This is a genomic window from Bacillus sp. TH50, from assembly GCF_016650565.1.
Classification (GTDB): Bacteria; Bacillota; Bacilli; order Bacillales; family Bacillaceae_G; genus Bacillus_A; species Bacillus_A mycoides.
This window is the reverse complement of the sequence record NZ_JAEKFM010000007.1, coordinates 1,373,671-1,393,064: the sequence shown is the minus strand read 5'-3', so window position 1 is coordinate 1,393,064 and position 19,394 is coordinate 1,373,671. Positions and strand designations below refer to the sequence as shown.

Below are 19,394 nucleotides of genomic sequence, written 5' to 3'. Positions count from 1 at the left end.
ATGAATGTGCCTATCATTCACATAACAAAAAAACATGCCTTCATGATGAGAGCATGTTTTGTGATTTTTTTCACATTATTTAGTTAAAAAATAAACTTTTTACTTACCATGATGTAACATTAAATCACTAAGTTCTTCTTCAATGTGATTTAATTTCGCAACTCCTTCTTTCCACTTATGAATATAACGCGATACCCCGACAATAAATAAAACAATAATTGTAGAAAGAATAATACCATATACGATTGTTACAGTACTCATAGTTACACTTCCTTATAATTAGTAATGTTGTTATTAGTTATATTTTTATTATAAACCTTTTTCTTTTAAAATACTTCGATTTCAACTTTTTGTAACAAAATTGATTTTTCTAATATTTCGTTCATAAAAATGGAATATTTTTCACAAATTATACAAAACTTCACCATATGTACTATTGCCACATGAGTTATATTGTTAAATAGGATAAAGTGAAATTTTAGTCAGTACGGGGTATCTATCCCACACTGATTATTAGCCCGCACCAACCAGGATTTTACGGACCGTTACTGTGAGATAAAGGGGATGAAATACTATGACGACTTGGTTTATTGTAATGTTAGTTGTATTTGGAGCATTTAAAATTATTGTTTCTAGCCTTCCTAACTCTGCTATTGAATCCATTATTAGCAAGTACGAAACACATCCACAACTTGAAGAAGAGAATGTGACTGTTACAATCAATGGAAATAACTTAAAAGGCGAAAAGAAATCCAAAATTATTCATGATTTTAACGAAGGATTATTTTTAGATCGCTATTATGCACCACCACACAATGAAGGCACTCCTTTAATTATCAATGCAAAACGTGGCAAAAAAGATTTTACATTTTATATTTATAGTCATGAAGAGCATGTTGATGTAGTAAAACAACATAAAAAGAAGGTAGTTGCTTATAGTTTACGCTCTAAAAACCTTCAAAATAATGATATGTTCGTGTCAGCTGATTTAGCTTAATACTCATATATTAGAAGAAGGAATCCATGGCACATGGATTCCTTCTTTCCTATTTACTGAAAAATAAGCTCTGTCTTCAAACTATCTTTCGGTAACAACCATCCTTTTTTCTCTATACTCGCCATTAATAATTCTCTTTGTTTTGTCGCGATACTTTCCTCATTTGTTTTAAACGACACTTCTATTACGAAGTCATCTTCTATTTTCCCGGTATTACTTAATGGCCAAATTTCAATATTCGTTTTTATATTTTCAAATTCACCTGTATACCGTTTCATTAATACAGGACCATAAATACGAGAATTCTTGAGCATTTCTTCTCCCCAATTCGTATACAACCATTTGTTCATTTTCCCTGGCAACTTTTCTATTAACATGTTTTGAGCAACTCGTTCGTTTGGTAAATCAAGTACTCCATATCCTTTAGCACTGTAACTTTTCTTATTTGAAATACTTAACGTTTTCTTCTCAAATCCCCAATCTATTTCCGCCTCATAATTATCAGTTTTACTATCAAATCCATCCTTTTTAGCCACTTCTAGTGCTTCTTGAATTACACCATTTTGAATAGGATATCTTTTTTTATATGTTAGTTCAAAATCTTTACTAAATTCTTTCTTTCGAATTCTCGCAAACCAACCTTCATTACTTAAATTTTTATTTGCTGTATCTAAAAATTGCACCTGTATTCTTTCATAATTTGTACCAGCCTGGAAATGTTCTAGTACCTCTTGCTTCATCTCTTTGTTATAACCTAATACTTGTTCTGGCTTTAATAATAACTTCACTTCAAAACTAGGTTTCATTGGACTAGCAGCAAACCCTTCCTTAACATGATAAAGGAAACAACAAAAGAAAATACTTACGAATACAAATACCTTTTTCATATACCGATCTCCTTTACATTTTAAATTACTTCTATACGTTCCAGAGTAAGCGAATACACATTTTCATATCCTGCTGTGCTTAGCTTTTGTTGTAATCGATCCGTATCCTCTTTCAAAGCATGTACTAACACCGTATGTTCTGGTAATAGTGTATTTAACATTTCCTTAACGTCACTTATACTTTGATGAACTTTATATGGAACTCGCTTCACCCTACATTCTTTACCTACACGTTCCTTCAAAACTTTTTCTGCAAAACTTCCTTTAGCAATATGTCCAGTAAAGATAATCGAATTTCGTTCTTCATGCCGAAGTTGTTCATAATACAACTGTGCTCGTTTCGTTTGCATATTCGCATCACTCATTACAACTATTCCGTAACTATTTTGCATACAAATTTCCTTATCCATAACTATTATGTTTCTTTTTAAATCCTCCACAACCCGTTCAAGTTTTTCATTATTTTTTAGCCAATCTTTATATATGAACATTTCTTCAAAACCAACCAAAATTTCTTTATCTACTATAAGCGGAAACTCTTTATATCGTTCATATAAATACAATACTATATCTTGCGCCCTACCAAGTGAGGGCAGTGGTAGTAATGCCGTTCCTTTATTTTGAGCAACTCTTTCAATTTCTGCACATAATTCGTCTACTCGTTCCTTTTGTGAAACATCATCAGTGTGATAAGCGGCATCTACAATTGCAATTTTTATATCGCTTCGCAAATTTTCAGGTAAATTAGCTCGTAGTATATTAGATTCTGCTGAATAATCACCAGAATAAAATACGTATGTATTACACATATCCACTAAAAACCAAACAGCTCCTAATACATGCCCACTATACCCCCATTGAAACCGCAACGTTGGTGTAATCTGTATCCATTCATTTGGATTACTAATCTCATCAATACATACATAATTTAGATCTTTAATATTTTGATCGTTATAAGGTAAATTCCACCCTTTTGAAAGATTGTAGTTTCCCCATTTTTCAAAATAAGCTGGAAGTTGCTCCTTCGTATAACGAGTCGTCCAAATTTTTTTCTTATATCCATACTTCGTCAATAAAGGTAAACCCATCGTATGGTCTTCATGAATATGTGATAAAAATACTGCATCCAAACATGGAACAACTTCTCTTTCTATTTTAGGATAACTATCCTCATATGATCGATTAATACCACAATCAAATACTATTTTTGTCTCTTTATTTTTTACAAAATAGCAGGAACGACCGTATTCTCCCGCTCCTCCCCATACTTCCATCCTCATCATGCTACCCCTTTTCGTTTTTGCTCCATATGTTGCAGAAGTAATAAGCACATTGTTGTAAGCCCAACAGAAACAACAGCCATTGCCATTCCTATAGATACTTCTCCTTGTTCAAATTGAGCAAAAATAAACGTTGCTGACGTTTCTACTGATGGAGGTAGTACGAGAAGCGATGCTACTAACTCTCTTATCGAAATCGTAAATGTCATCGCCCATCCAGCAAGAATTCCTGGAATAATAAGCGGCAATATTATTTTTCTAAAAATATAAATATAATTCCTAGAAAAAATACTTCCTGCCTGTACAAGAGAATCATCAATTTGTCCGAGCGATGCTTTTACATACTGCACCGTATAAGGTAAAAAGAGAACAACATACGTTACGATAACCATGACTGGTGTATTGTAAATTGACATAGGCATATAGGGTGAATTCCAAAATAAAATAAGCCCTACAACCATCACTATTCCTGGTACCATATTCGGTAACATGCCGCACATATCAAGCCATTTTTCAGAGGACTTTTTCCCCTTTCGAATCATAAGCGCCAAAAATACGCCAATAATTACAGCAACAATCGCCGTTACGAGTGAAAAAAGAAAACTGTTCCATAAAGCTTCTAATCCCGGAGAACCAATTGTAAATAATGCTTCATAATGGCTTGTTGTAAAGTTATTAAAATGTAAGCCACCGCCTCTTAACTTCGACAAAGAAGCAATAAGTATAGAAAAGTATGGGATTCCAATTGCTACTATTAGTAAGCCAATTACATAAACCCATGCTATAACGCGCGCAAATATAGACAAAGTATACCTTTTAGATTTCACACCTTTTCCACTAACCATTGCATATGTATACTTTCGATTCAATACATTTTGCATATACCAAATGAGCATACACGCACTAAGTAATAAAGAAGATAGTGCTGTGGCACTGCCAAAATCAATCGGCCAACTAGAGATAAATTTATGAATCTCAGATGTTAACACATGGAATCCTATTCTACGTCCGAATGTAGCTGGTGTTCCAAATTCAGCAATCGTCTTTACGAAAATGAGTAAAGCACCCATTACATAACTTGATAACAATAACGGTAGTATTATTTTTCTTAAACGATAGAAAAAACTTCCACCATGAACTGCTGCCGCTTCTTCTTTACTACTCCCAATATGAAGTAACGTGTTTTTCAACATGAAGTAAAGGAATGGGAATAAATGCAGACTCATAATTAAAACCATACCGCCTAAACTAAAAAACGATGATGAAATCGGCTTTAAAGCCGGAAAAAATTGTTCAAAATAACCGTTAGGTTGCATGAACAAAATCCAGCCCATCGATCCGATATAGGGCGGGGTCATAAATGGGATCATAAAAACAATATCTAACTTACTATACTTTCCTACATCTGTTTTGCTCATAATGAACGCCAATGGAAACGCAAATATTGTAGCTCCTATTACAACGAGTACACCTAGAAGCATCGAATTTAGAAAAATCCCAGCTAATCCACCACTCTGCATGACTTCAAAAGGCTTTAAAAAATTCCAACTGCTATTTTCATATACACTAGAAAATAAAATGAGAAAAAGCGGAATGACGATTAACATCGCCACAAGTAACAACGCTACTGTCATTCCAACTTGTCTTACTGATACGAATCGATTTACCATGTAATCACCATCTTATTGAAATACTTTCTTAAATTGTTTTGCTATTTCATCTTGTTCTTTCTCAACTGTTTTCCAATCAATATTTAATACTGGAATCTCTTCTACATTCGGTCTATTTTCAACTTTTATATCTTTTCTACCTGGCAACAAATACGCTTTAGAAACTTGTTTTTGCACATCATCTGATAATAAATAATCAATAAACTCTTTTGCACCTTCTACATTTTTACTATCCTTCATAATGCCTGCTGCACGTGGACTAATGACTGTTCCGCTTTTTGGATATACGATATCAACCGGTTCACCCTTTGCTTTTGCACTGTACGTCATATAGTCAACACCCGCAATTACCATATCTTTCGCACCTGTTACAACTGGGTCTAACGCTTCTTGGTTTGCCCCAGCTACTGTAACTTCATTTTTCTTAAGCTGTTCAAATAAATTCCATCCATCTTGTCCATTCTTTTTCACATATCCTGTTACAAAGTCTAAAGCTGAACCTGAAAGTGCTGGATCTGGAAGATTCACTTTCCCTTTCCATTCTCCTTTCGTTATATCGCTCCAATCTTCAGGTGCTGTCTTCACATTTTTTGTGTTATACACAATTCCTAATGCTGAAGCACTATATCCAAAATAATGTCCTTTATCATCCGACCATTCAGAACGAAGCTTATCAGCTTGTTTTGCTTCTTTATAAGCTAACGTTTGCCCATCTTTTTTTAATCCTTCCATCGCTGGTAAAGAAGCAAGTACGACAACGTCAACGACTGGATTTTTCTTTTCAGCCTCCATTCTTGCTAAAATCTTACCTGTTGTTCCTTGAAACATTTCTACTTTTATCCCTGTTTTCTTTTCAAAGTCCTTTTGAATTTTTTCTGCTAATCCTTTTGGTCCTGCACTATATACAACGATTTTCTTTTCATTAGCGTTTTTATTTTTTGCATCTACACTGCCTGTCTTTGAGCTACAACCTGTTACTACAGCAGAAAATAGTAAAGTACATACAAATAAAGACTTAAGCGAACTGAATTTCTTCATACGATTCTCCCCCTATATGATGAATACATTTTTTTGGTACATATAACGATACCGGTTTACCAACGCTTAGCTTACTATTGTGATAAGCTGTCCATACACCGAGTGTCCCCATGTTTACTTTCACTTCATAACGTTCTCCTACATATGTAACGTGCTGAACTTCACCTGTATACATTTCGCACAAGTCATTTTTTGTCCAGCTCACATGCTCTGGACGAATCATTTTTTTCCCCTCTACAAGCCAATTTGCCTTACCAATAAATTTTGCAACAAATTCATGAGACGGTTTCACATAAATGTCTTCTGGTGTTCCTTTTTGTAATACTTCACCCTGCTTCATGACAATAATTTGGTCTGACATTGACATAGCTTCTGTTTGATCATGTGTTACATACAATGCCGTTAAACCAATTGAATGAACGATGTCCATAAGTTCTAATCGCATTTCTTCTCGCAAAATTGCATCGAGTGCACTTAACGGTTCATCGAACAAAATAAAATGAGGTTTCGTTACAATTGCTCTAGCAAATGCGACACGTTGCTGCTGTCCACCGGAGAGTTCATGCGGATATCTTTTCTCCATACCTTGCAAACGAACTCGCTTTATCGCATCTTCTACCTTTTCTCTTAAGTGATTCGTTTGCTTTGTAGCCCTTAAACCAAATGCAACATTTTCAAATACAGTCATATGCGGCCATAAAGCAAAATCTTGAAATACCATGCCGATATTCCGCTCATGAGGAGATGTTTTTATCTTTTTAGCAGAAGAATACATGCACTTATCTCCAAAATATATTTCACCTTTATCCGGTTCCTCAAGCCCTGCAATCATTCTAAGTAAAGTCGTTTTCCCGCATCCTGAAGGTCCTAAAAGTGTGGTGAATTCCCCTTTTTTCATTACAATCTGTAACGGCTTTAACGCCTGTGTTTTCCCAAATGCCTTTTCTAATCCATGAATTTTAATATCCATCGTTTCACATCTCTCCCCTCATTCTTAACCTGCTTTCATTCTATCTGGAAGTTTTATACTGAATGTTAATGTACTGTAAAGATTAAATTAAAAAATCTCTAATAAACTATTTATTTCTATAGATTTTTTCTATAGTTAGAAGAAAAAGGGGCCAACTTATCATGAATCTCTTAAAATTAGAAATTGTAGTGCTTATTAAGAAATATAAAAAGCTTACTATCGTTGCAGAAAAACTTGGCGTTAAACAACCTACTATTACGTTTCATATAAAAAGCTTAGAAGAGGAACTTGGTGTGCCTTTATTTGAATTACGTTCCGGAAGGTATTTCTTAACAGAAGCTGGTGAGGCATTGCATCATTATGCTTGTAAAATAGATGCACTTATGAAAGAAGCTAGGCGGGTCACACAAGAGTTTAAAGATTTTAATAAAGGCGCTATAACAATTGGTGCTAGTTATGTACCCGCGACTTATCTTTTACCAGAAGTTGTTCACCAATTTCAATGCGAATTTCCAAATATAAAAATAACACTCATAGTAAAAACAGCTCCTGAAATTCGAACGATGCTACAAAATCATGAAATTGATCTCGGGGTAATTTCTGCGGCACCGTTTGACGAACCACTTCTAAAACAAATGAATGTAATGCCTGATACACTTGTTCTTGCCTTTTCCAAAGAACATCATCTTTCTAAAAGAACAAATGTATCATTACAAGATATCGAAAAAGAACGTATATTATTGCATCGTAACCCATCTACAACGAGAGATTTACTTACACAATGGACGTTAGCACATAACATTACATTCCAATCAGAAATTGAACTAGATTCATTAGAAACGATGAAACAAATTTTAAAACATGGTAATGGGGTTGCCTTTATTTCAAAACTTGCTATTGAGCAAGAAGTACAACGAAATGAGCTATGCTATATACCGATCCCTGATTTTGAATTTCAGCGTAATATTTATACCATTCATCATGAGGACAGATGGAATTCTAAAATAATTTCTTTTTTACTACATAGCATTACTTCTTTTGCAGAAAAAAATTAAAAGGCTGTCGTTATACACGACAGCCTTTTAAACTATAACTCTATTTGTTTTTCTTATCCTCAATTTTTGCTTGTGCCTCTTCAGCCTTATCTAATGCTTCTGAAACTTTTTTCTCTTTTTCTTTTACATCATCTATACTATCAACAGCTTTAATTAATTTATCGATTCCTTCTTCATTTACCTTTTTTCGTTTCGCTACTCTTTCATTTACTTTCTCTTCCACATCTTTTGCTTTTTGAAGCATATTCTCTGCATTTGATGTCACAGCTTTTTCAAGTGCATCATCTTTTTTCTTTTGTAACACTTCATTTGCAATATCTTTCGTTTCTAAATACTTACCGTCTTTTAATGCTGTCGCACCGCGATCTAGTAACTGAGCGACTTCTTTATATGCCTTCGCTTCATTTCCTGATTTCTCTTTTTCCGCTTTTTCAAACCACATAATCGCATCACTATATTTTTCATTTTTCAATGATTGCATACCTGTTTCAATATACGTGTCATAATTACTACATCCAGTCATTACGACTAACAGAAAAAGCATTACAAAACTTAATTTTCTCATGATGTTTTCTCCTTTTCTTTGCCTGCTCACTTTACTGTAACATACATGAAAAGGAGTTTCAAAAACTAAAATACTAATATGGTCATTTTTATATTGTTAAAATTTTCTTTTAAACCGATACATCCACTTGTTTTTTCGCCATATGCTGCTTTACTCCAACTAATACAACTAACAATAATCCTCCACCTAATGTCATCATAACAATGCTAGTCGGTAACATATCTAATAATAATCCATATACAATCATTCCAAGCGGTGCGATTGCAGTAGAAATTGTTTCAAGTAGACCGAATACACGTCCTAAATAGTTTGGATCTGTCGTCTTTTGCATATGTACTTGCATCGGGATATTTACAACCATCATTGATATACCGGTTAAAATCATAAAAGTGATATAGTAAATAAAACTTGCTACTTTCGGAATGATAACTAACAACGGAAAGACTGTGCATAAACTCAAGCCCGCAAATAAAAACAGTCCAATATAAACAGAACGAAACGGATTATTCACTTCTTTACGTACTGATAAAACAATTGCACCAATTAGCATCCCGACTGCTAACATTCCCTCTACAACACCGAGTTGCTTCGAGGATAAATGCAAATTTTTAATAATAATATATGGAAGCGAAACGAAAAGTGCACTCGCAAAAAAGTTTACCCCTACTGCAATTTTCATTAAACCATATATTTCATGCTGTCGTTTCACATATGAAAAACCTTCTTTTATACTCGTCAAGAAATGCTCTTTACTTTCGGCCAATTCTTTTTTATATAAATCAAATACGATGAATAATTGTACAATAACTGCTAAAAAGAATGTAATACTATTTAACAGGAAAAATGTTTTGATTGAAAAGAAACCAAATACAACTCCTCCAATAATCGGCGCTAAAATATTCGATAAAGATGATGCCGTCTGATTTAAAGCACTCGCTTTTTGAATACGCTCCTCATCTACTAAATTAGGAATAGACGAAGTTAATGAAACAGAATAAAAACTTGCACAAATTGATAATAATGCCGCTGATACATAAATAAACAGAAGTGATGGTCCAAATATAGTAGCAAGAATAAACATAATAAGCATTGTTAAGCTACTTAATAAATCAGTGCCAATTACAAGCCATCTTCGGTTCACACGGTCAGCTACAGCACCTGCAATTGGGCCACAGATCATTCTTGGTATTGATCCGCAAATAAGAGTAGTTGCAAACCCCATTCCTGAACCAGTTGTCTTTAATACGTATAATCCCATTGCAAACGTATAAATACCCGCCCCTAACAAGGACGTCATTTTTCCAATCATCATTAAAATAATATTTCTCGTTGCAATCTTCATTTTCCAATCATTTTGACCTATACTTACATCCCCCATTATGACACTCTCCCTTTAAAAGTTAAATTGTGCTAAACTTATTATATATACAACTTTCCAATTTTTACAACGAAAAGTTTAATTACATTTAACTTTTTGATTATAAAGGAGCATATGATGGCTACTCTCGGCGAGAAAATTAAAACGTTACGAAAAGAAAAAAAGCTTACTCAAACTGAATTAGCAGGTTCAGAACTGACAAAAAGTATGTTAAGTCAAATTGAAAATGGAAAAGCTACACCTTCTATGAAAACATTACAATATATCGCTAATAAACTTGGATGTGAAATGAGTTTTTTACTAGAAGATGATGATGATGGAGAAATTGTAGAACTCATTCAAAAAATGGAGGAACTAATAAAGACAAATAAATGCGATGAAGTATATGATACTTTACTACCTATCGTTCAAAAAGAGCTACCTTCTACTTTAAATACGGCTCGTATATATAAACAGTTCATAACTGGAGCAGCTATTATGAACGATTATAATATTGAATATTACGTCGAAACCGCTATTTCTATATTTGAAAAATATACTTTATATCGAGAAAGCACTGAAACGAAACTACTGTTTTACTATATGCTCTTCAAACGTAAAAAATATAAAGAATGTTTACAGATGATTACCATTATTCGTGATGAATATAAAACGAAGAATTTAGAAATGGATCTTATTACGCATATACAATTATACTTAAAAGAAGCAATTATTTTACTCGCATATGGTGATTATGAAAAATGTGAAAAAGTCATTTTTGATGCACTTGCATTTTCAAAAAAACATCAAGTGTATTATAAAACAGATGATTTTTATCGTATTTTATCTTATCAAAAAATCATTACAGCTGATAAAGAACGATATTTATATTACATAAAAAAATCTGAGCAATTTGCTATATTTACAGAAGATACTTTATCCATTGCAAATATAGATATATTAAAAGCTTATTACTACAACACCGTTACGAATGAATATACAATCGCATTAGAGCATCTAGAGCACTTTCGAGAAAAACTAAAAAACGAGCCAATTTTTCAAGACAATGGACTGTATTATCTTGAAAAAGGAAAATCTTTATATGGTTTAAAACGTTACGAGGAAGCTTCGGAAACATTACAACGTGCTATCATACCAAATTATATGAGCCATCCACTTGATCAATCATGGTTATTAACAGCTGGATCTTATCGTGCCCTTTGCTATATAGAACTTCAAGATAAAAAATCTGCTCTGAAAGAAGCAAAAGAAGCAGTTCAAGCGATAGATGACTATCCTGATTCCATCTTCTCTTCATTTATTAAAGAAACATTACAAATAATACAAAAACTTTAAAAATGTCTCGAAATGGTATATTATTCCTCCTTTTTTGCAAAGATAATAATGATGGGAGGAATATAAATGAATATACAACGCGCAAAAGAGCTTTCCGAGTCATCTGAAGAAGCCAATGTCAGTTTTCAAGGCATGCCTGTTATGATTCAACACGTTGACGAAAGCAACGAAACCGCCCGCATATATGAAGTAACAAATCCAAAACGCGAATTAACTGTTCCAGTTAATAGCTTAGAGGAAATATAAAAAATGCCACTTCTTTTTTTTGAAGTGGCATTTTTCTTACTTTAGATTACTTAATATAAATCCCTTCTATCCTCTGTTTTACAACACCTAAAAAAATAAGAATCTTCTACTTCTTTTTTTAACCTGCTAAAATACAAACTATGAATTAATTATTCGAACTATACATTAAGGGGGAAAATAATGAAATATGATTTAGAAAAAACCAAGCCCTATTATGCAGTTATATTCACTTCTAACCTTTCAAATGATAAAACAGATTATAGTACCGTTGCCGAAAAAATGGAGGAACTTGCGAAACAGCAACCTGGATTTTTAGGTGTAGAAAGCGCACGTGATCATTCCGGACTCGGAATTACAATTTCTTATTGGGAGTCACTTGAAGCAATTGAAAATTGGAAAAGGAACGCCTTACATAAAGAAGCGAAAAAAAGAGGCCGTGAGCAATGGTATGAAAACTTCCACCTGCGTATCTGCCTTGTTGAGAAAGAATATAAGTTTCAGAGAGAAATCTTGTAAAGGAGTTTCATATGCCACTAACATTACTATTACTCATATTCATAATAATTCCCTTCATTTCAGCATTAGCTCTCATTTTTATGACGGTTAAAAAAGGAAATTTTCTAAACCGACCATACTTACAATCATTCATCGTATGTGCTCTATTTTTTACGAATTGGATATTATATTTAACAAATTTTTATTCATTTCTGCCTGAGAAAGTTAGTCGATTTATATTCCTACCCATTTGGTTTTTCCTTTGCGTTTTAGGATTTATCGTTTTCGCACGCGAATGGAAGAACAATCGTATTTTTTCCATATCTATCGGTTTTCTTTCTTTTATTAGTTTTCTATTTGGATTATTGTTGTTAGTTCTTTCGGGAATGTGACTGTGAAATGGTAGTAAAAACAAACAGTTCCACACACTGTCTAAAGGAAGTGTATATATCAACGGGAGCGCATATGTATATTCTACTGATGGAGGAGCTATGGGACCTTACGATGTAAAATATACTCTGTACAGATCTGCATGGGGTTCGGACCCTAGTTATGGAACAGTTAATGGCGGCATAAATAAATCTTTCTCTAGTGCATACAATGTTGATACAAATTCAAATGAATACTACTTATTTATTTGGAAAACAAATGACGATGGACAGAATGTAAAAGGGAACGGAAAAATATCTAATTAAAATATTGCTACTAAACTATGATGTCTAATAATAGACATCATAGTTTAAATATGAAAATATGAGGGATTTTAAACATGCTAATTGACTTTGATGGTTTTATTCTTATTGGAGCATTTATTATATGGTTATTTTTACTCCTCTTTTTTAAGTTACACCTAAAAAAGAGGAACATGTACTTACTATTTTTTTCAATATTTTATTTGTACCTTTGTGTAGTACTTAATTATACCCAATTCCCAATTATTATAGATGAAAATATGAAAAAAGAAATTGGACAAAATGTTTGGAGAGATGCTAATTTTATACCATTCAACACGGAGCATTTCGCTATAACAACATCATTACTTAATATACTACTAACAATTCCTTTTGGCTTTGGTTTTCCTTACATAAAAAAGACGAATTTCAAACAAGTTGTTTTATCAGGAATTGTCTTAGGGTTCTTGTTAGAAAATCTACAACTTTTATCCGCACTTTATGCCGGATTCACTTTTCGATATGTCGATATAAACGATGTAATTTTTAATTGTATGGGTGTCATTTTAGGGTATGGTATATCAAAAGGCTTTACCCTTGTGTATAGAACATTTATACACAAACTTGATATTAAATTGAATTCCTTTTTAAGATATATTTATGAAACGAACAATTCCTCAACATGACTTCCCTTTTACATTAGCATGTTCTATAACGTTTTATAGAACATTATAAAGCAAGAAAAATAGAAGAAAGAAAAGCCTTCGTTCAACTTTTCTTCCTTCTATTTTTACCTTTAGATTTTATTGTCATAGTTTCACAAGGTGTGTAATAAATTTGAGGTGTCGCCTTATCAACCACCATCAAAAACGTAATAAAACCGATAATAAAGAAAATGAATACCGTGAATAAAATAGCACCTATCGTTAAAAGTATCATAACACCACCCCTATATATTTCATGTTATTACACCTTTCGCTATTATATGAGCTGAATCCTTTTTAGAAAAATAAACGTAACAAAATAATTACAATGACTCCTGTTAATACTGTTCCTAATAAACTACGAGTATATATCGCTACGAAAAATGTAGGAATTGCCGCAATGATATAATCCCACTGCACTGTCTCATGCATAAATAATACTTGTGCTAAAAGTGCTGCTAATATCGCAATTGGTATGTAATTTAACCATTTTAAACCCCAGTCTGGAATTTGTAGTTTACTAAATACGAGAAGAGGTAAAATACGTGGTACGAGTGTGACAGCTCCTGCTGCTAGTAAAAGGAATAATACGTCCAATCTTACTTCCATTTTTCAATCACCACCCCGATTGTCGCAGCTAAAAGTGTTGCGATAATAACTGCTATACTATCTGGCATAAATAAGTGTGAAACGTATGCGATAATAATCGCTACAATTGCAACACTTAGATGAATGGCTAGTTTCGGTTTACTACTTATTAGCTGAAGTACAAATAATCCGATAAACATCGCTGGTAACGCATAATCCATTCCGTACGTATGAGGATCTGGTATCCACTCTCCAAAAAGCCCTCCGAGAACTGTAGCTAAAATCCAATTTAAATATGCTGTTACATTAAGTCCCATCATCCATTTCTCGCCTAAATGGCCTTTTTGTGCTGCTTGTTGCACTGCAACGCCGAAAGTTTCATCTGTAATTTGCGAACCAATTATTAAATTTTTAAAAAGAGGTATCTTGGTGAAGTAAGGTGCGAGTGCAGCACTCATTAATAAGTGACGTAAATTAACAAAGAACACAGTAAAAATAATTGCCGAGGCTGGGGCACCCGCTGCATACATACCCGCTAATATAAATTGAGCAGAACCTGCGTAAATTAAAGTGGACATAAAAGCAATTTCAATGATGGAGAAACCAGCTGTTTTCGCAATAACACCAGCCGCTATACCAATGCTCAAATATCCAAATACAGTTGGTAAACAATCCTTTACACCTTGTTGAAATGTATCATCACTCTGCAATGTCATATGTGCCTGAGCTTTATTCACCATTCTCTCCCTCCATTTCTTCCATACTACGTTTGCCTGTTACGACATGAACTAAATCTATGTTTTCACGCCATAATGTATCTAATTTATCAGCTCCAAACTCCTTCGTAATCTCTTCCACCATAATGTCGTGCCGCACATACTCCGTAGCAACGAGAACTAGAGCTGGATCATACGTTGTAACGGCCCATGAAGTGCTATCATTTGAGAAGTTAGCAATTAATACTTCTTCCCCATCACGCGCGATAACAGTTAAATGACCTCCCATTCTTTTTTCAACGACGTGAGGTGTCATATAATTATGATGAAATGTCGCTCCTATTTTTGTTTCTGGAGCACCAAATAAAATGGAAAATATATGTACGCCTTCCTCTTCCTTTTGATGAATGAACGGCTCAATCTCGTGCACTTGATCTTCCCATACAGAAATCCATAGCTCTTCTTTTGCTCTATTAATTATATTGCATATTTCTTTTAAAACACGATCATTTGAGCGAATATGCGAAATTACATCAATTTGCCGCTCTTGTTCTAAACAATTTAATTTCTGGTCTAAAAATGCAAAGGACTTTTCAAAATCTTTTCGCATTCGATCCATTAATTCCGTAGCTGGCACTGGTACATATTTCACTGGTTCAGAAGGAACGATATGCACCGCTCCTTTATCCATCAACTTGCCAAGTACTTCATAAATCATCGAACGAGGTACCCCTGTTTGTTTACTCACTTCATAACCTGTTACTGGATAATGTTTTAATAGTCCAATATACGCTTTACATTCATACTGGGAAAAACCTAACTTTTGTAACTCTTTTATTATTTCATCCATCGGTAACCCCTCATAATCTACATAGCTCTCATTTGAAAACGATGCATTCATTTTATATTAGTAGTTATTACTATACCTACTAATATAAAAAAAGAAGACCCCTAAAGTCAATTGATAATTCTGAAATTTTGACAAAAAAGAAAAAGCCTTCTTATGAAAGACCTTTTCTACATACTATTCCACTTATTTTAACAGCAAAGTATTTGATAAAGTCCCCTCTAAATGTTCACGCAAGGTTGAACCTGTATACTCTTCTCTAAATACACCTGCTCTCACGAATAAAGGAATCACTTCACTAAAGAATAGATCCAATGATTTAGGAGGTCCGCCTGGAATTGCAATGAATCCATCTAGTGCCCCTGCTTCAAATCTTTCTATAATTTGTTTGAAAACGTCTTGTGGTGTGCCAATAGCGACCCAATGAGCAGAACCAACAACTTCTGGTCGTTCTAGTATTTGCTCAACAGTTGGTTCATTTTTAATGATGAAATTCCGCAATAATTCGGCATGTGTTTTACTGCGTACAGTTTGATTCCTACTCGGCAGCATATGTTCAGTAACCTTACTTTCTAATGGTATCCCTCTAGCGTCTAATCCGAGAACCATTTCGAGTAAAGCACATCTCTTCTCCCTCGTAAGATGTTGATGAGCTTGCCTATGCATTTCAAGTGCTTCTTCATATGTATCACCAATAAAGAAATATAAACCAGGCAATACACGTATATCATCTTGCTTTCGGCCATGCTTTTCTGCTCTTCTTCTTAAATCTTGACGAAGTTCGATTCCTGACTCTACATCTGGCATCGCGGCGAAAATTGCATCCGCAACAGAAGCAGCAAAATTCCGGCCAGACTCTGAAGCACCCGCTTGAAATAAAGGCATTTCCCCAGAAATATGTTGCGGAACATTAAGTGGACCTTTCACCTCAAAATGTTCACCACGATGCTCAATTGGCTGTACCATTTCTCTAATTACATCTGCGTTGTCTTCTTTTAAAACTTCATAAGGATGGCTCCTCCAAAGTTTTCTAACTAAATCTGTACATTCTGCCGCTTTCGCGTATCGCTCTTCAGATGGTGGCATCCCTGTCTCACCAAAGTTTTCAGCACCATCAATTGATGTGACAATGTTCCATCCTACTCGGCCGTTACTAATCCAATTTAAAGATTGTAGTTGCCTCGCTAGTATATATGGTGGATAAAATGATGTTGAAGCGGTCGTAACGACTCCAATTTTCTCTGTCGCATAAGCAATAGCGGTAAAAAGTAATGTTGGATCTAAAATTACATTCCCCTTATTACGTGCAATTAAATCTGGATGTGTCACTAAATAATCCGCTTTAAAAACAAAATCTAACTTAGCCTTCTCTGCCAGTCTTGCTAACTCTACTTGTTCATCGATTCCTGAATCAAACTTATTCTCTTGTTCTTTCTTTCTAGAAATCAAACATAACCCAATGCAAAGCTGTTTTTTGGTAGACATATGTACACACCTTCCCCTTAGTTTTTAATTCACCTAGTTAAGCAAAGACTGATACAATCACAACCTCCATTCTTTTTAAAGAATAACAATAACGATATTGATAATCATTATCATTTTATGATGTTACTGAAATAAATGCAACAACAAAAAAGACTCCCGCTAATGGGAGTCCTTTATCCCGCATTAACGGGCAGTACGGCTCCTAGCTCAAAACCAGAAGTTAGGCGGGGAATAACTGCCCGTAAATGCCCGATTGGTTCAACTAATAATCAGTGGGGGATGCCCCCCACTGATTAAAGTTTCACTTTATCTCAATATTTCATTCGCTTCTTTTTCATAAATTTTATCAAACGAAGTCATGATGCGCTGCGATGCTTGAATCATTTTTTGATTCGTCATTAAATCTGCCATCTCTTTCGTCATATCTACATTTGAATTTTCTAGCATATGATTTTTCACAATCCCTGTTCCATTCGGTAAATCAGCGATGTTACCTTCTGCTAGTGTAAAACTTTTATTTTCTCGTTGCACAAGGCGAGCGTTCGTTTCTGCATCGACTGTTTTCGTTTGCAATTGTGCAATTACTATTCTCTTAATATCTGGTTTTTGCAGCGTTCCTTCGTTAATTTCTCTATAAATTTCTCCATTATTAGATACGAAGAAATCTACATTTTCTGGAATACGAATACGTTCATTATTTACATCCATAACATAAGCACCTGAAGATGTTTGTAAATAACGGTCACTATTTAATGTAAAACTACCGTCTCTCGTTAAAAATGTTTCATCATTTTTAGATGTAACGAAAAATGATGATGTGCCAGCCGCACCGTCGTCTAAAAAGAAATCTGTAGCACTATTTGTCATTTGTACATTTCCTTGTACTAAGTTCACATGCGTCGCAGCTGGTACGACAGCGTAATCGACCGAACCGATATTTGTCGCCGATCCGTCTCCGCGGCGATATGTGTCTTGCACATCAAATACTTTAGACGTCATGTTTTCTGCTTTAAATCCTGTCGTTTGGGCATTTGCGACGTTATTCGAATGAACATTAATATGCTGCATGTAATTCATCATACCCATAGAACCTATATAAAGACCGTTCATACTCATTTGAATAAGGCAAGCGCCTTATTCTTCACCTCTTTTCTTACGATGTTTGTAACATTTGTTTTGCTAAATGTTCAGCTGTAGCGATATGTATATGTTGCTTCACGTCTTGTCCGTCTGTCATTAATACAATTGGAGCTGATGATACTGCTGGAATTTTCAACAATTCACCACTACTTGCTGTTTCATCAAATTTCGTAAACACGATACCATCAATATGAATATCTTTAAAGTTCGTAATGATTTCAATCATGTCTTTACTTTTCATAGAAGCTGATAACGTTAAACAAATATAATCTGGCTCTACTTGCCCCATCGTCTCAATCATTTCTTCAACCGTTTCTGACGTACGATAATTTTTTCCGGCTGTATCTATTAAAATATAATCGACGCGCGCTTCTTCTTTAAAATAAGTAAGCGCCCGTGCCATTGCGGCTTCATCCCGCACAGCGATAACTTCTGATCCAATTGTTTTCACGTAATCTTGCAGTTGCTGTACCGTTCCGATGCGAGAGTGATCTGTTGTAATAAAACCAACCGTTTTTTTCTTACCGTGAAACTGCCATGCCATTTTCGCAAGTGTCGTCGTTTTTCCAACGCCAGTTGGACCGATTAATGCAATTGTTTGTACCTCTTTTTCAAATACGTTTTCAGTATTGAAATGAGATCTCATATCTTCCAATATGTATCCGATGACTTCTTCTTCTGTAATCATCGTTGCATTCTCAAACTTCACTTTTAATTTTTCAGCATATGCATGAATGAAATATTGTTCCACATCGTTTTGTTCTAACATCCGAATTACTTTTTGAATAATAAATGGTACAGATTCCTGTTTTTCTTTTTTTATAACTACTTCTTCTTTCTTTACAGGAATAGCTTGTTTCACAACAGGCTGTTTTTTAGCTACTTTCGTCTCTTCTGTATGTTTCACAACGACAATACCTTTTTCAAACAGTTGTAATAGTTTCTCTTTTTTTCTTGCCCATTCTTCACTATTTCCTGTTTGCATCGCTGCGTACGACATAGAAGTCGTTACGTTTTCTAAATTGTGCAAGACTGATTGAATTCCATTCACCTTCACGATTTCTTCTGAAGGTTCACCTACAACATCCATTAATTGCTCATGAAATTGAGTTGTTCCTTCGCTATTTTCAGCCTGTTTATCTTCAGGAAAAGCGACTAACATTTCATAATTCTTTTTCCAAAAAAACGGAATGTTTCGTTTTACACTTTCATCGACAACGTAGTAATAATCTGTACCATATTGGTCAAATAACTTTCGATACAATTCATTTTTCGAAGCTGCTTTTATTCGCATTAACGCTTCTTTTTTTTCTGTACTTTCCATTAC

The 19,394-nt window shown here is 34.3% G+C and carries 24 protein-coding genes; 8 read left to right on the top strand and 16 right to left on the bottom strand.

Going from position 1 to position 19,394, the window contains the following annotated elements; translation table 11 throughout:
* Nucleotides 1–99: 99 nt before the first annotated feature.
* Both JFU23_RS24315 and JFU23_RS24310 read right to left on the bottom strand, forming a co-directional pair.
* On the bottom strand, nt 100–261 hold the full coding sequence (locus JFU23_RS24315; protein WP_000109008.1) for a hypothetical protein: 162 nt from the start codon (nt 259–261) through the stop codon (nt 100–102).
* A gap of 65 nt (nt 262–326) precedes the next feature.
* Nucleotides 327–443, bottom strand: a complete 117-nt coding sequence (locus JFU23_RS24310; protein WP_002031004.1) for a hypothetical protein — start codon at nt 441–443, stop codon at nt 327–329.
* Between the two features lie 131 nt (nt 444–574).
* Between JFU23_RS24310 and JFU23_RS24305 the strand changes: the two genes are divergently transcribed.
* Nucleotides 575–997 carry a YfmQ family protein gene (locus JFU23_RS24305; protein WP_201032889.1) on the top strand — a complete coding sequence of 141 codons (423 nt, stop codon included), beginning with the start codon at nt 575–577 and terminating at the stop codon, nt 995–997.
* Nucleotides 998–1,050: 53 nt separating this feature from the next.
* Here the strand turns inward: JFU23_RS24305 and JFU23_RS24300 are convergent, their stop codons facing one another.
* Genes JFU23_RS24300 through JFU23_RS24280 form a run of 5 tightly spaced genes read right to left on the bottom strand, consistent with a single transcriptional unit; the run spans nt 1,051 to nt 6,842 of the window.
* Nucleotides 1,051–1,884, bottom strand: a complete 834-nt coding sequence (locus tag JFU23_RS24300; RefSeq protein WP_016103090.1) for a hypothetical protein — start codon at nt 1,882–1,884, stop codon at nt 1,051–1,053.
* Between the two features lie 20 nt (nt 1,885–1,904).
* Complete coding sequence (locus JFU23_RS24295) at nt 1,905–3,167, bottom strand: MBL fold metallo-hydrolase (RefSeq protein WP_201032887.1); 1,263 nt, start codon at nt 3,165–3,167, stop codon at nt 1,905–1,907.
* Nucleotides 3,164–4,834 carry an ABC transporter permease gene (locus JFU23_RS24290; RefSeq protein ID WP_201032881.1) on the bottom strand — a complete coding sequence of 557 codons (1,671 nt, stop codon included), beginning with the start codon at nt 4,832–4,834 and terminating at the stop codon, nt 3,164–3,166. The genes JFU23_RS24295 and JFU23_RS24290 overlap by 4 nt, the downstream gene beginning before the upstream one ends.
* 12 nt (nt 4,835–4,846) lie before the next feature.
* Entirely contained in the window at nt 4,847–5,872 is a 1,026-nt protein-coding gene (locus JFU23_RS24285) for an ABC transporter substrate-binding protein (RefSeq protein WP_201032879.1), read from the bottom strand.
* Nucleotides 5,850–6,842, bottom strand: coding sequence for an ABC transporter ATP-binding protein (locus JFU23_RS24280; RefSeq protein ID WP_002126662.1), 993 nt, complete (start codon nt 6,840–6,842; stop codon nt 5,850–5,852). The genes JFU23_RS24285 and JFU23_RS24280 overlap by 23 nt, the downstream gene beginning before the upstream one ends.
* Before the next feature lie 161 nt (nt 6,843–7,003).
* Between JFU23_RS24280 and JFU23_RS24275 the strand changes: the two genes are divergently transcribed.
* Nucleotides 7,004–7,897, top strand: a complete 894-nt coding sequence (locus tag JFU23_RS24275; protein WP_201032877.1) for a LysR family transcriptional regulator — start codon at nt 7,004–7,006, stop codon at nt 7,895–7,897.
* A 40-nt stretch (nt 7,898–7,937) separates the two neighbouring features.
* Here the strand turns inward: JFU23_RS24275 and JFU23_RS24270 are convergent, their stop codons facing one another.
* Nucleotides 7,938–8,462: an outer membrane protein assembly factor BamD gene (locus JFU23_RS24270; protein ID WP_002086429.1), complete on the bottom strand. Its 525-nt coding sequence runs from the start codon at nt 8,460–8,462 to the stop codon at nt 7,938–7,940.
* Between the two features lie 109 nt (nt 8,463–8,571).
* The gene (locus tag JFU23_RS24265) at nt 8,572–9,840 is read right to left on the bottom strand and encodes an MFS transporter (protein ID WP_002031019.1); all 1,269 of its coding nucleotides are present in this window, start codon (nt 9,838–9,840) and stop codon (nt 8,572–8,574) included.
* A gap of 117 nt (nt 9,841–9,957) precedes the next feature.
* On the opposite strand from JFU23_RS24265, the gene JFU23_RS24260 reads away from it, so the two are divergent.
* The 6 genes from JFU23_RS24260 to JFU23_RS24235 all read left to right on the top strand — a co-directional run bounded on the left by JFU23_RS24260 (nt 9,958) and on the right by JFU23_RS24235 (nt 13,273).
* A complete protein-coding gene (locus JFU23_RS24260; RefSeq protein ID WP_201032875.1) occupies nt 9,958–11,175 on the top strand; it encodes a helix-turn-helix domain-containing protein in 1,218 nt (405 codons plus the stop codon).
* 66 nt (nt 11,176–11,241) lie between these two features.
* Nucleotides 11,242–11,421: an H-type small acid-soluble spore protein gene (locus tag JFU23_RS24255; RefSeq protein WP_001025736.1), complete on the top strand. Its 180-nt coding sequence runs from the start codon at nt 11,242–11,244 to the stop codon at nt 11,419–11,421.
* Between the two features lie 180 nt (nt 11,422–11,601).
* Nucleotides 11,602–11,937, top strand: coding sequence for an antibiotic biosynthesis monooxygenase family protein (locus tag JFU23_RS24250; protein WP_201032873.1), 336 nt, complete (start codon nt 11,602–11,604; stop codon nt 11,935–11,937).
* Between the two features lie 11 nt (nt 11,938–11,948).
* Nucleotides 11,949–12,308 carry a hypothetical protein gene (locus JFU23_RS24245; protein WP_201032871.1) on the top strand — a complete coding sequence of 120 codons (360 nt, stop codon included), beginning with the start codon at nt 11,949–11,951 and terminating at the stop codon, nt 12,306–12,308.
* Nucleotides 12,309–12,344: 36 nt separating this feature from the next.
* Nucleotides 12,345–12,611, top strand: coding sequence for a hypothetical protein (locus JFU23_RS24240; RefSeq protein WP_201033311.1), 267 nt, complete (start codon nt 12,345–12,347; stop codon nt 12,609–12,611).
* 74 nt (nt 12,612–12,685) lie between these two features.
* Entirely contained in the window at nt 12,686–13,273 is a 588-nt protein-coding gene (locus tag JFU23_RS24235) for a VanZ family protein (protein WP_002011980.1), read from the top strand.
* A gap of 82 nt (nt 13,274–13,355) precedes the next feature.
* Here JFU23_RS24235 and JFU23_RS24230 read toward each other — a convergent pair whose 3' ends face one another.
* The 7 genes from JFU23_RS24230 to flhF all read right to left on the bottom strand — a co-directional run bounded on the left by JFU23_RS24230 (nt 13,356) and on the right by flhF (nt 19,391).
* Nucleotides 13,356–13,526 carry a DUF3951 domain-containing protein gene (locus JFU23_RS24230; RefSeq protein WP_201032869.1) on the bottom strand — a complete coding sequence of 57 codons (171 nt, stop codon included), beginning with the start codon at nt 13,524–13,526 and terminating at the stop codon, nt 13,356–13,358.
* A 62-nt stretch (nt 13,527–13,588) separates the two neighbouring features.
* Entirely contained in the window at nt 13,589–13,900 is a 312-nt protein-coding gene (locus tag JFU23_RS24225) for an AzlD domain-containing protein (RefSeq protein ID WP_002086437.1), read from the bottom strand.
* Nucleotides 13,891–14,619: an AzlC family ABC transporter permease gene (locus JFU23_RS24220; protein WP_201032867.1), complete on the bottom strand. Its 729-nt coding sequence runs from the start codon at nt 14,617–14,619 to the stop codon at nt 13,891–13,893. Before JFU23_RS24220 ends, JFU23_RS24225 begins: the two co-directional genes overlap by 10 nt.
* Complete coding sequence (locus JFU23_RS24215) at nt 14,609–15,445, bottom strand: TrmB family transcriptional regulator (RefSeq protein ID WP_085310252.1); 837 nt, start codon at nt 15,443–15,445, stop codon at nt 14,609–14,611. The genes JFU23_RS24220 and JFU23_RS24215 overlap by 11 nt, the downstream gene beginning before the upstream one ends.
* Before the next feature lie 183 nt (nt 15,446–15,628).
* Entirely contained in the window at nt 15,629–16,927 is a 1,299-nt protein-coding gene (locus JFU23_RS24210; protein WP_085310250.1) for an NtaA/DmoA family FMN-dependent monooxygenase, read from the bottom strand.
* Between the two features lie 306 nt (nt 16,928–17,233).
* Nucleotides 17,234–18,037, bottom strand: a complete 804-nt coding sequence (locus tag JFU23_RS24205) for a flagellar basal-body rod protein FlgG (RefSeq protein ID WP_085310248.1) — start codon at nt 18,035–18,037, stop codon at nt 17,234–17,236.
* 43 nt (nt 18,038–18,080) lie between these two features.
* Complete coding sequence (gene flhF / locus JFU23_RS24200) at nt 18,081–19,391, bottom strand: flagellar biosynthesis GTPase FlhF (RefSeq protein WP_085310246.1); 1,311 nt, start codon at nt 19,389–19,391, stop codon at nt 18,081–18,083.
* Nucleotides 19,392–19,394: the final 3 nt, after the last annotated feature.

Coding starts and splice junctions, on each gene's coding strand:
- JFU23_RS24315 (WP_000109008.1), bottom strand. CDS start 261: ATGAGTACTGTAACAATCGTATATGGTATTATTCTTTCTACAATTATT.
- JFU23_RS24305 (WP_201032889.1), top strand. CDS start 575: ATGACGACTTGGTTTATTGTAATGTTAGTTGTATTTGGAGCATTTAAA.
- JFU23_RS24300 (WP_016103090.1), bottom strand. CDS start 1,884: ATGAAAAAGGTATTTGTATTCGTAAGTATTTTCTTTTGTTGTTTCCTT.
- JFU23_RS24295 (WP_201032887.1), bottom strand. CDS start 3,167: ATGATGAGGATGGAAGTATGGGGAGGAGCGGGAGAATACGGTCGTTCC.
- JFU23_RS24290 (WP_201032881.1), bottom strand. CDS start 4,834: ATGGTAAATCGATTCGTATCAGTAAGACAAGTTGGAATGACAGTAGCG.
- JFU23_RS24285 (WP_201032879.1), bottom strand. CDS start 5,872: ATGAAGAAATTCAGTTCGCTTAAGTCTTTATTTGTATGTACTTTACTA.
- JFU23_RS24280 (WP_002126662.1), bottom strand. CDS start 6,842: ATGGATATTAAAATTCATGGATTAGAAAAGGCATTTGGGAAAACACAG.
- JFU23_RS24275 (WP_201032877.1), top strand. CDS start 7,004: ATGAATCTCTTAAAATTAGAAATTGTAGTGCTTATTAAGAAATATAAA.
- JFU23_RS24270 (WP_002086429.1), bottom strand. CDS start 8,462: ATGAGAAAATTAAGTTTTGTAATGCTTTTTCTGTTAGTCGTAATGACT.
- JFU23_RS24265 (WP_002031019.1), bottom strand. CDS start 9,840: ATGGGGGATGTAAGTATAGGTCAAAATGATTGGAAAATGAAGATTGCA.
- JFU23_RS24260 (WP_201032875.1), top strand. CDS start 9,958: ATGGCTACTCTCGGCGAGAAAATTAAAACGTTACGAAAAGAAAAAAAG.
- JFU23_RS24255 (WP_001025736.1), top strand. CDS start 11,242: ATGAATATACAACGCGCAAAAGAGCTTTCCGAGTCATCTGAAGAAGCC.
- JFU23_RS24250 (WP_201032873.1), top strand. CDS start 11,602: ATGAAATATGATTTAGAAAAAACCAAGCCCTATTATGCAGTTATATTC.
- JFU23_RS24245 (WP_201032871.1), top strand. CDS start 11,949: ATGCCACTAACATTACTATTACTCATATTCATAATAATTCCCTTCATT.
- JFU23_RS24235 (WP_002011980.1), top strand. CDS start 12,686: ATGCTAATTGACTTTGATGGTTTTATTCTTATTGGAGCATTTATTATA.
- JFU23_RS24230 (WP_201032869.1), bottom strand. CDS start 13,526: ATGATACTTTTAACGATAGGTGCTATTTTATTCACGGTATTCATTTTC.
- JFU23_RS24225 (WP_002086437.1), bottom strand. CDS start 13,900: ATGGAAGTAAGATTGGACGTATTATTCCTTTTACTAGCAGCAGGAGCT.
- JFU23_RS24220 (WP_201032867.1), bottom strand. CDS start 14,619: ATGGTGAATAAAGCTCAGGCACATATGACATTGCAGAGTGATGATACA.
- JFU23_RS24215 (WP_085310252.1), bottom strand. CDS start 15,445: ATGGATGAAATAATAAAAGAGTTACAAAAGTTAGGTTTTTCCCAGTAT.
- JFU23_RS24210 (WP_085310250.1), bottom strand. CDS start 16,927: ATGTCTACCAAAAAACAGCTTTGCATTGGGTTATGTTTGATTTCTAGA.
- JFU23_RS24205 (WP_085310248.1), bottom strand. CDS start 18,037: ATGAACGGTCTTTATATAGGTTCTATGGGTATGATGAATTACATGCAG.
- flhF (WP_085310246.1), bottom strand. CDS start 19,391: ATGGAAAGTACAGAAAAAAAAGAAGCGTTAATGCGAATAAAAGCAGCT.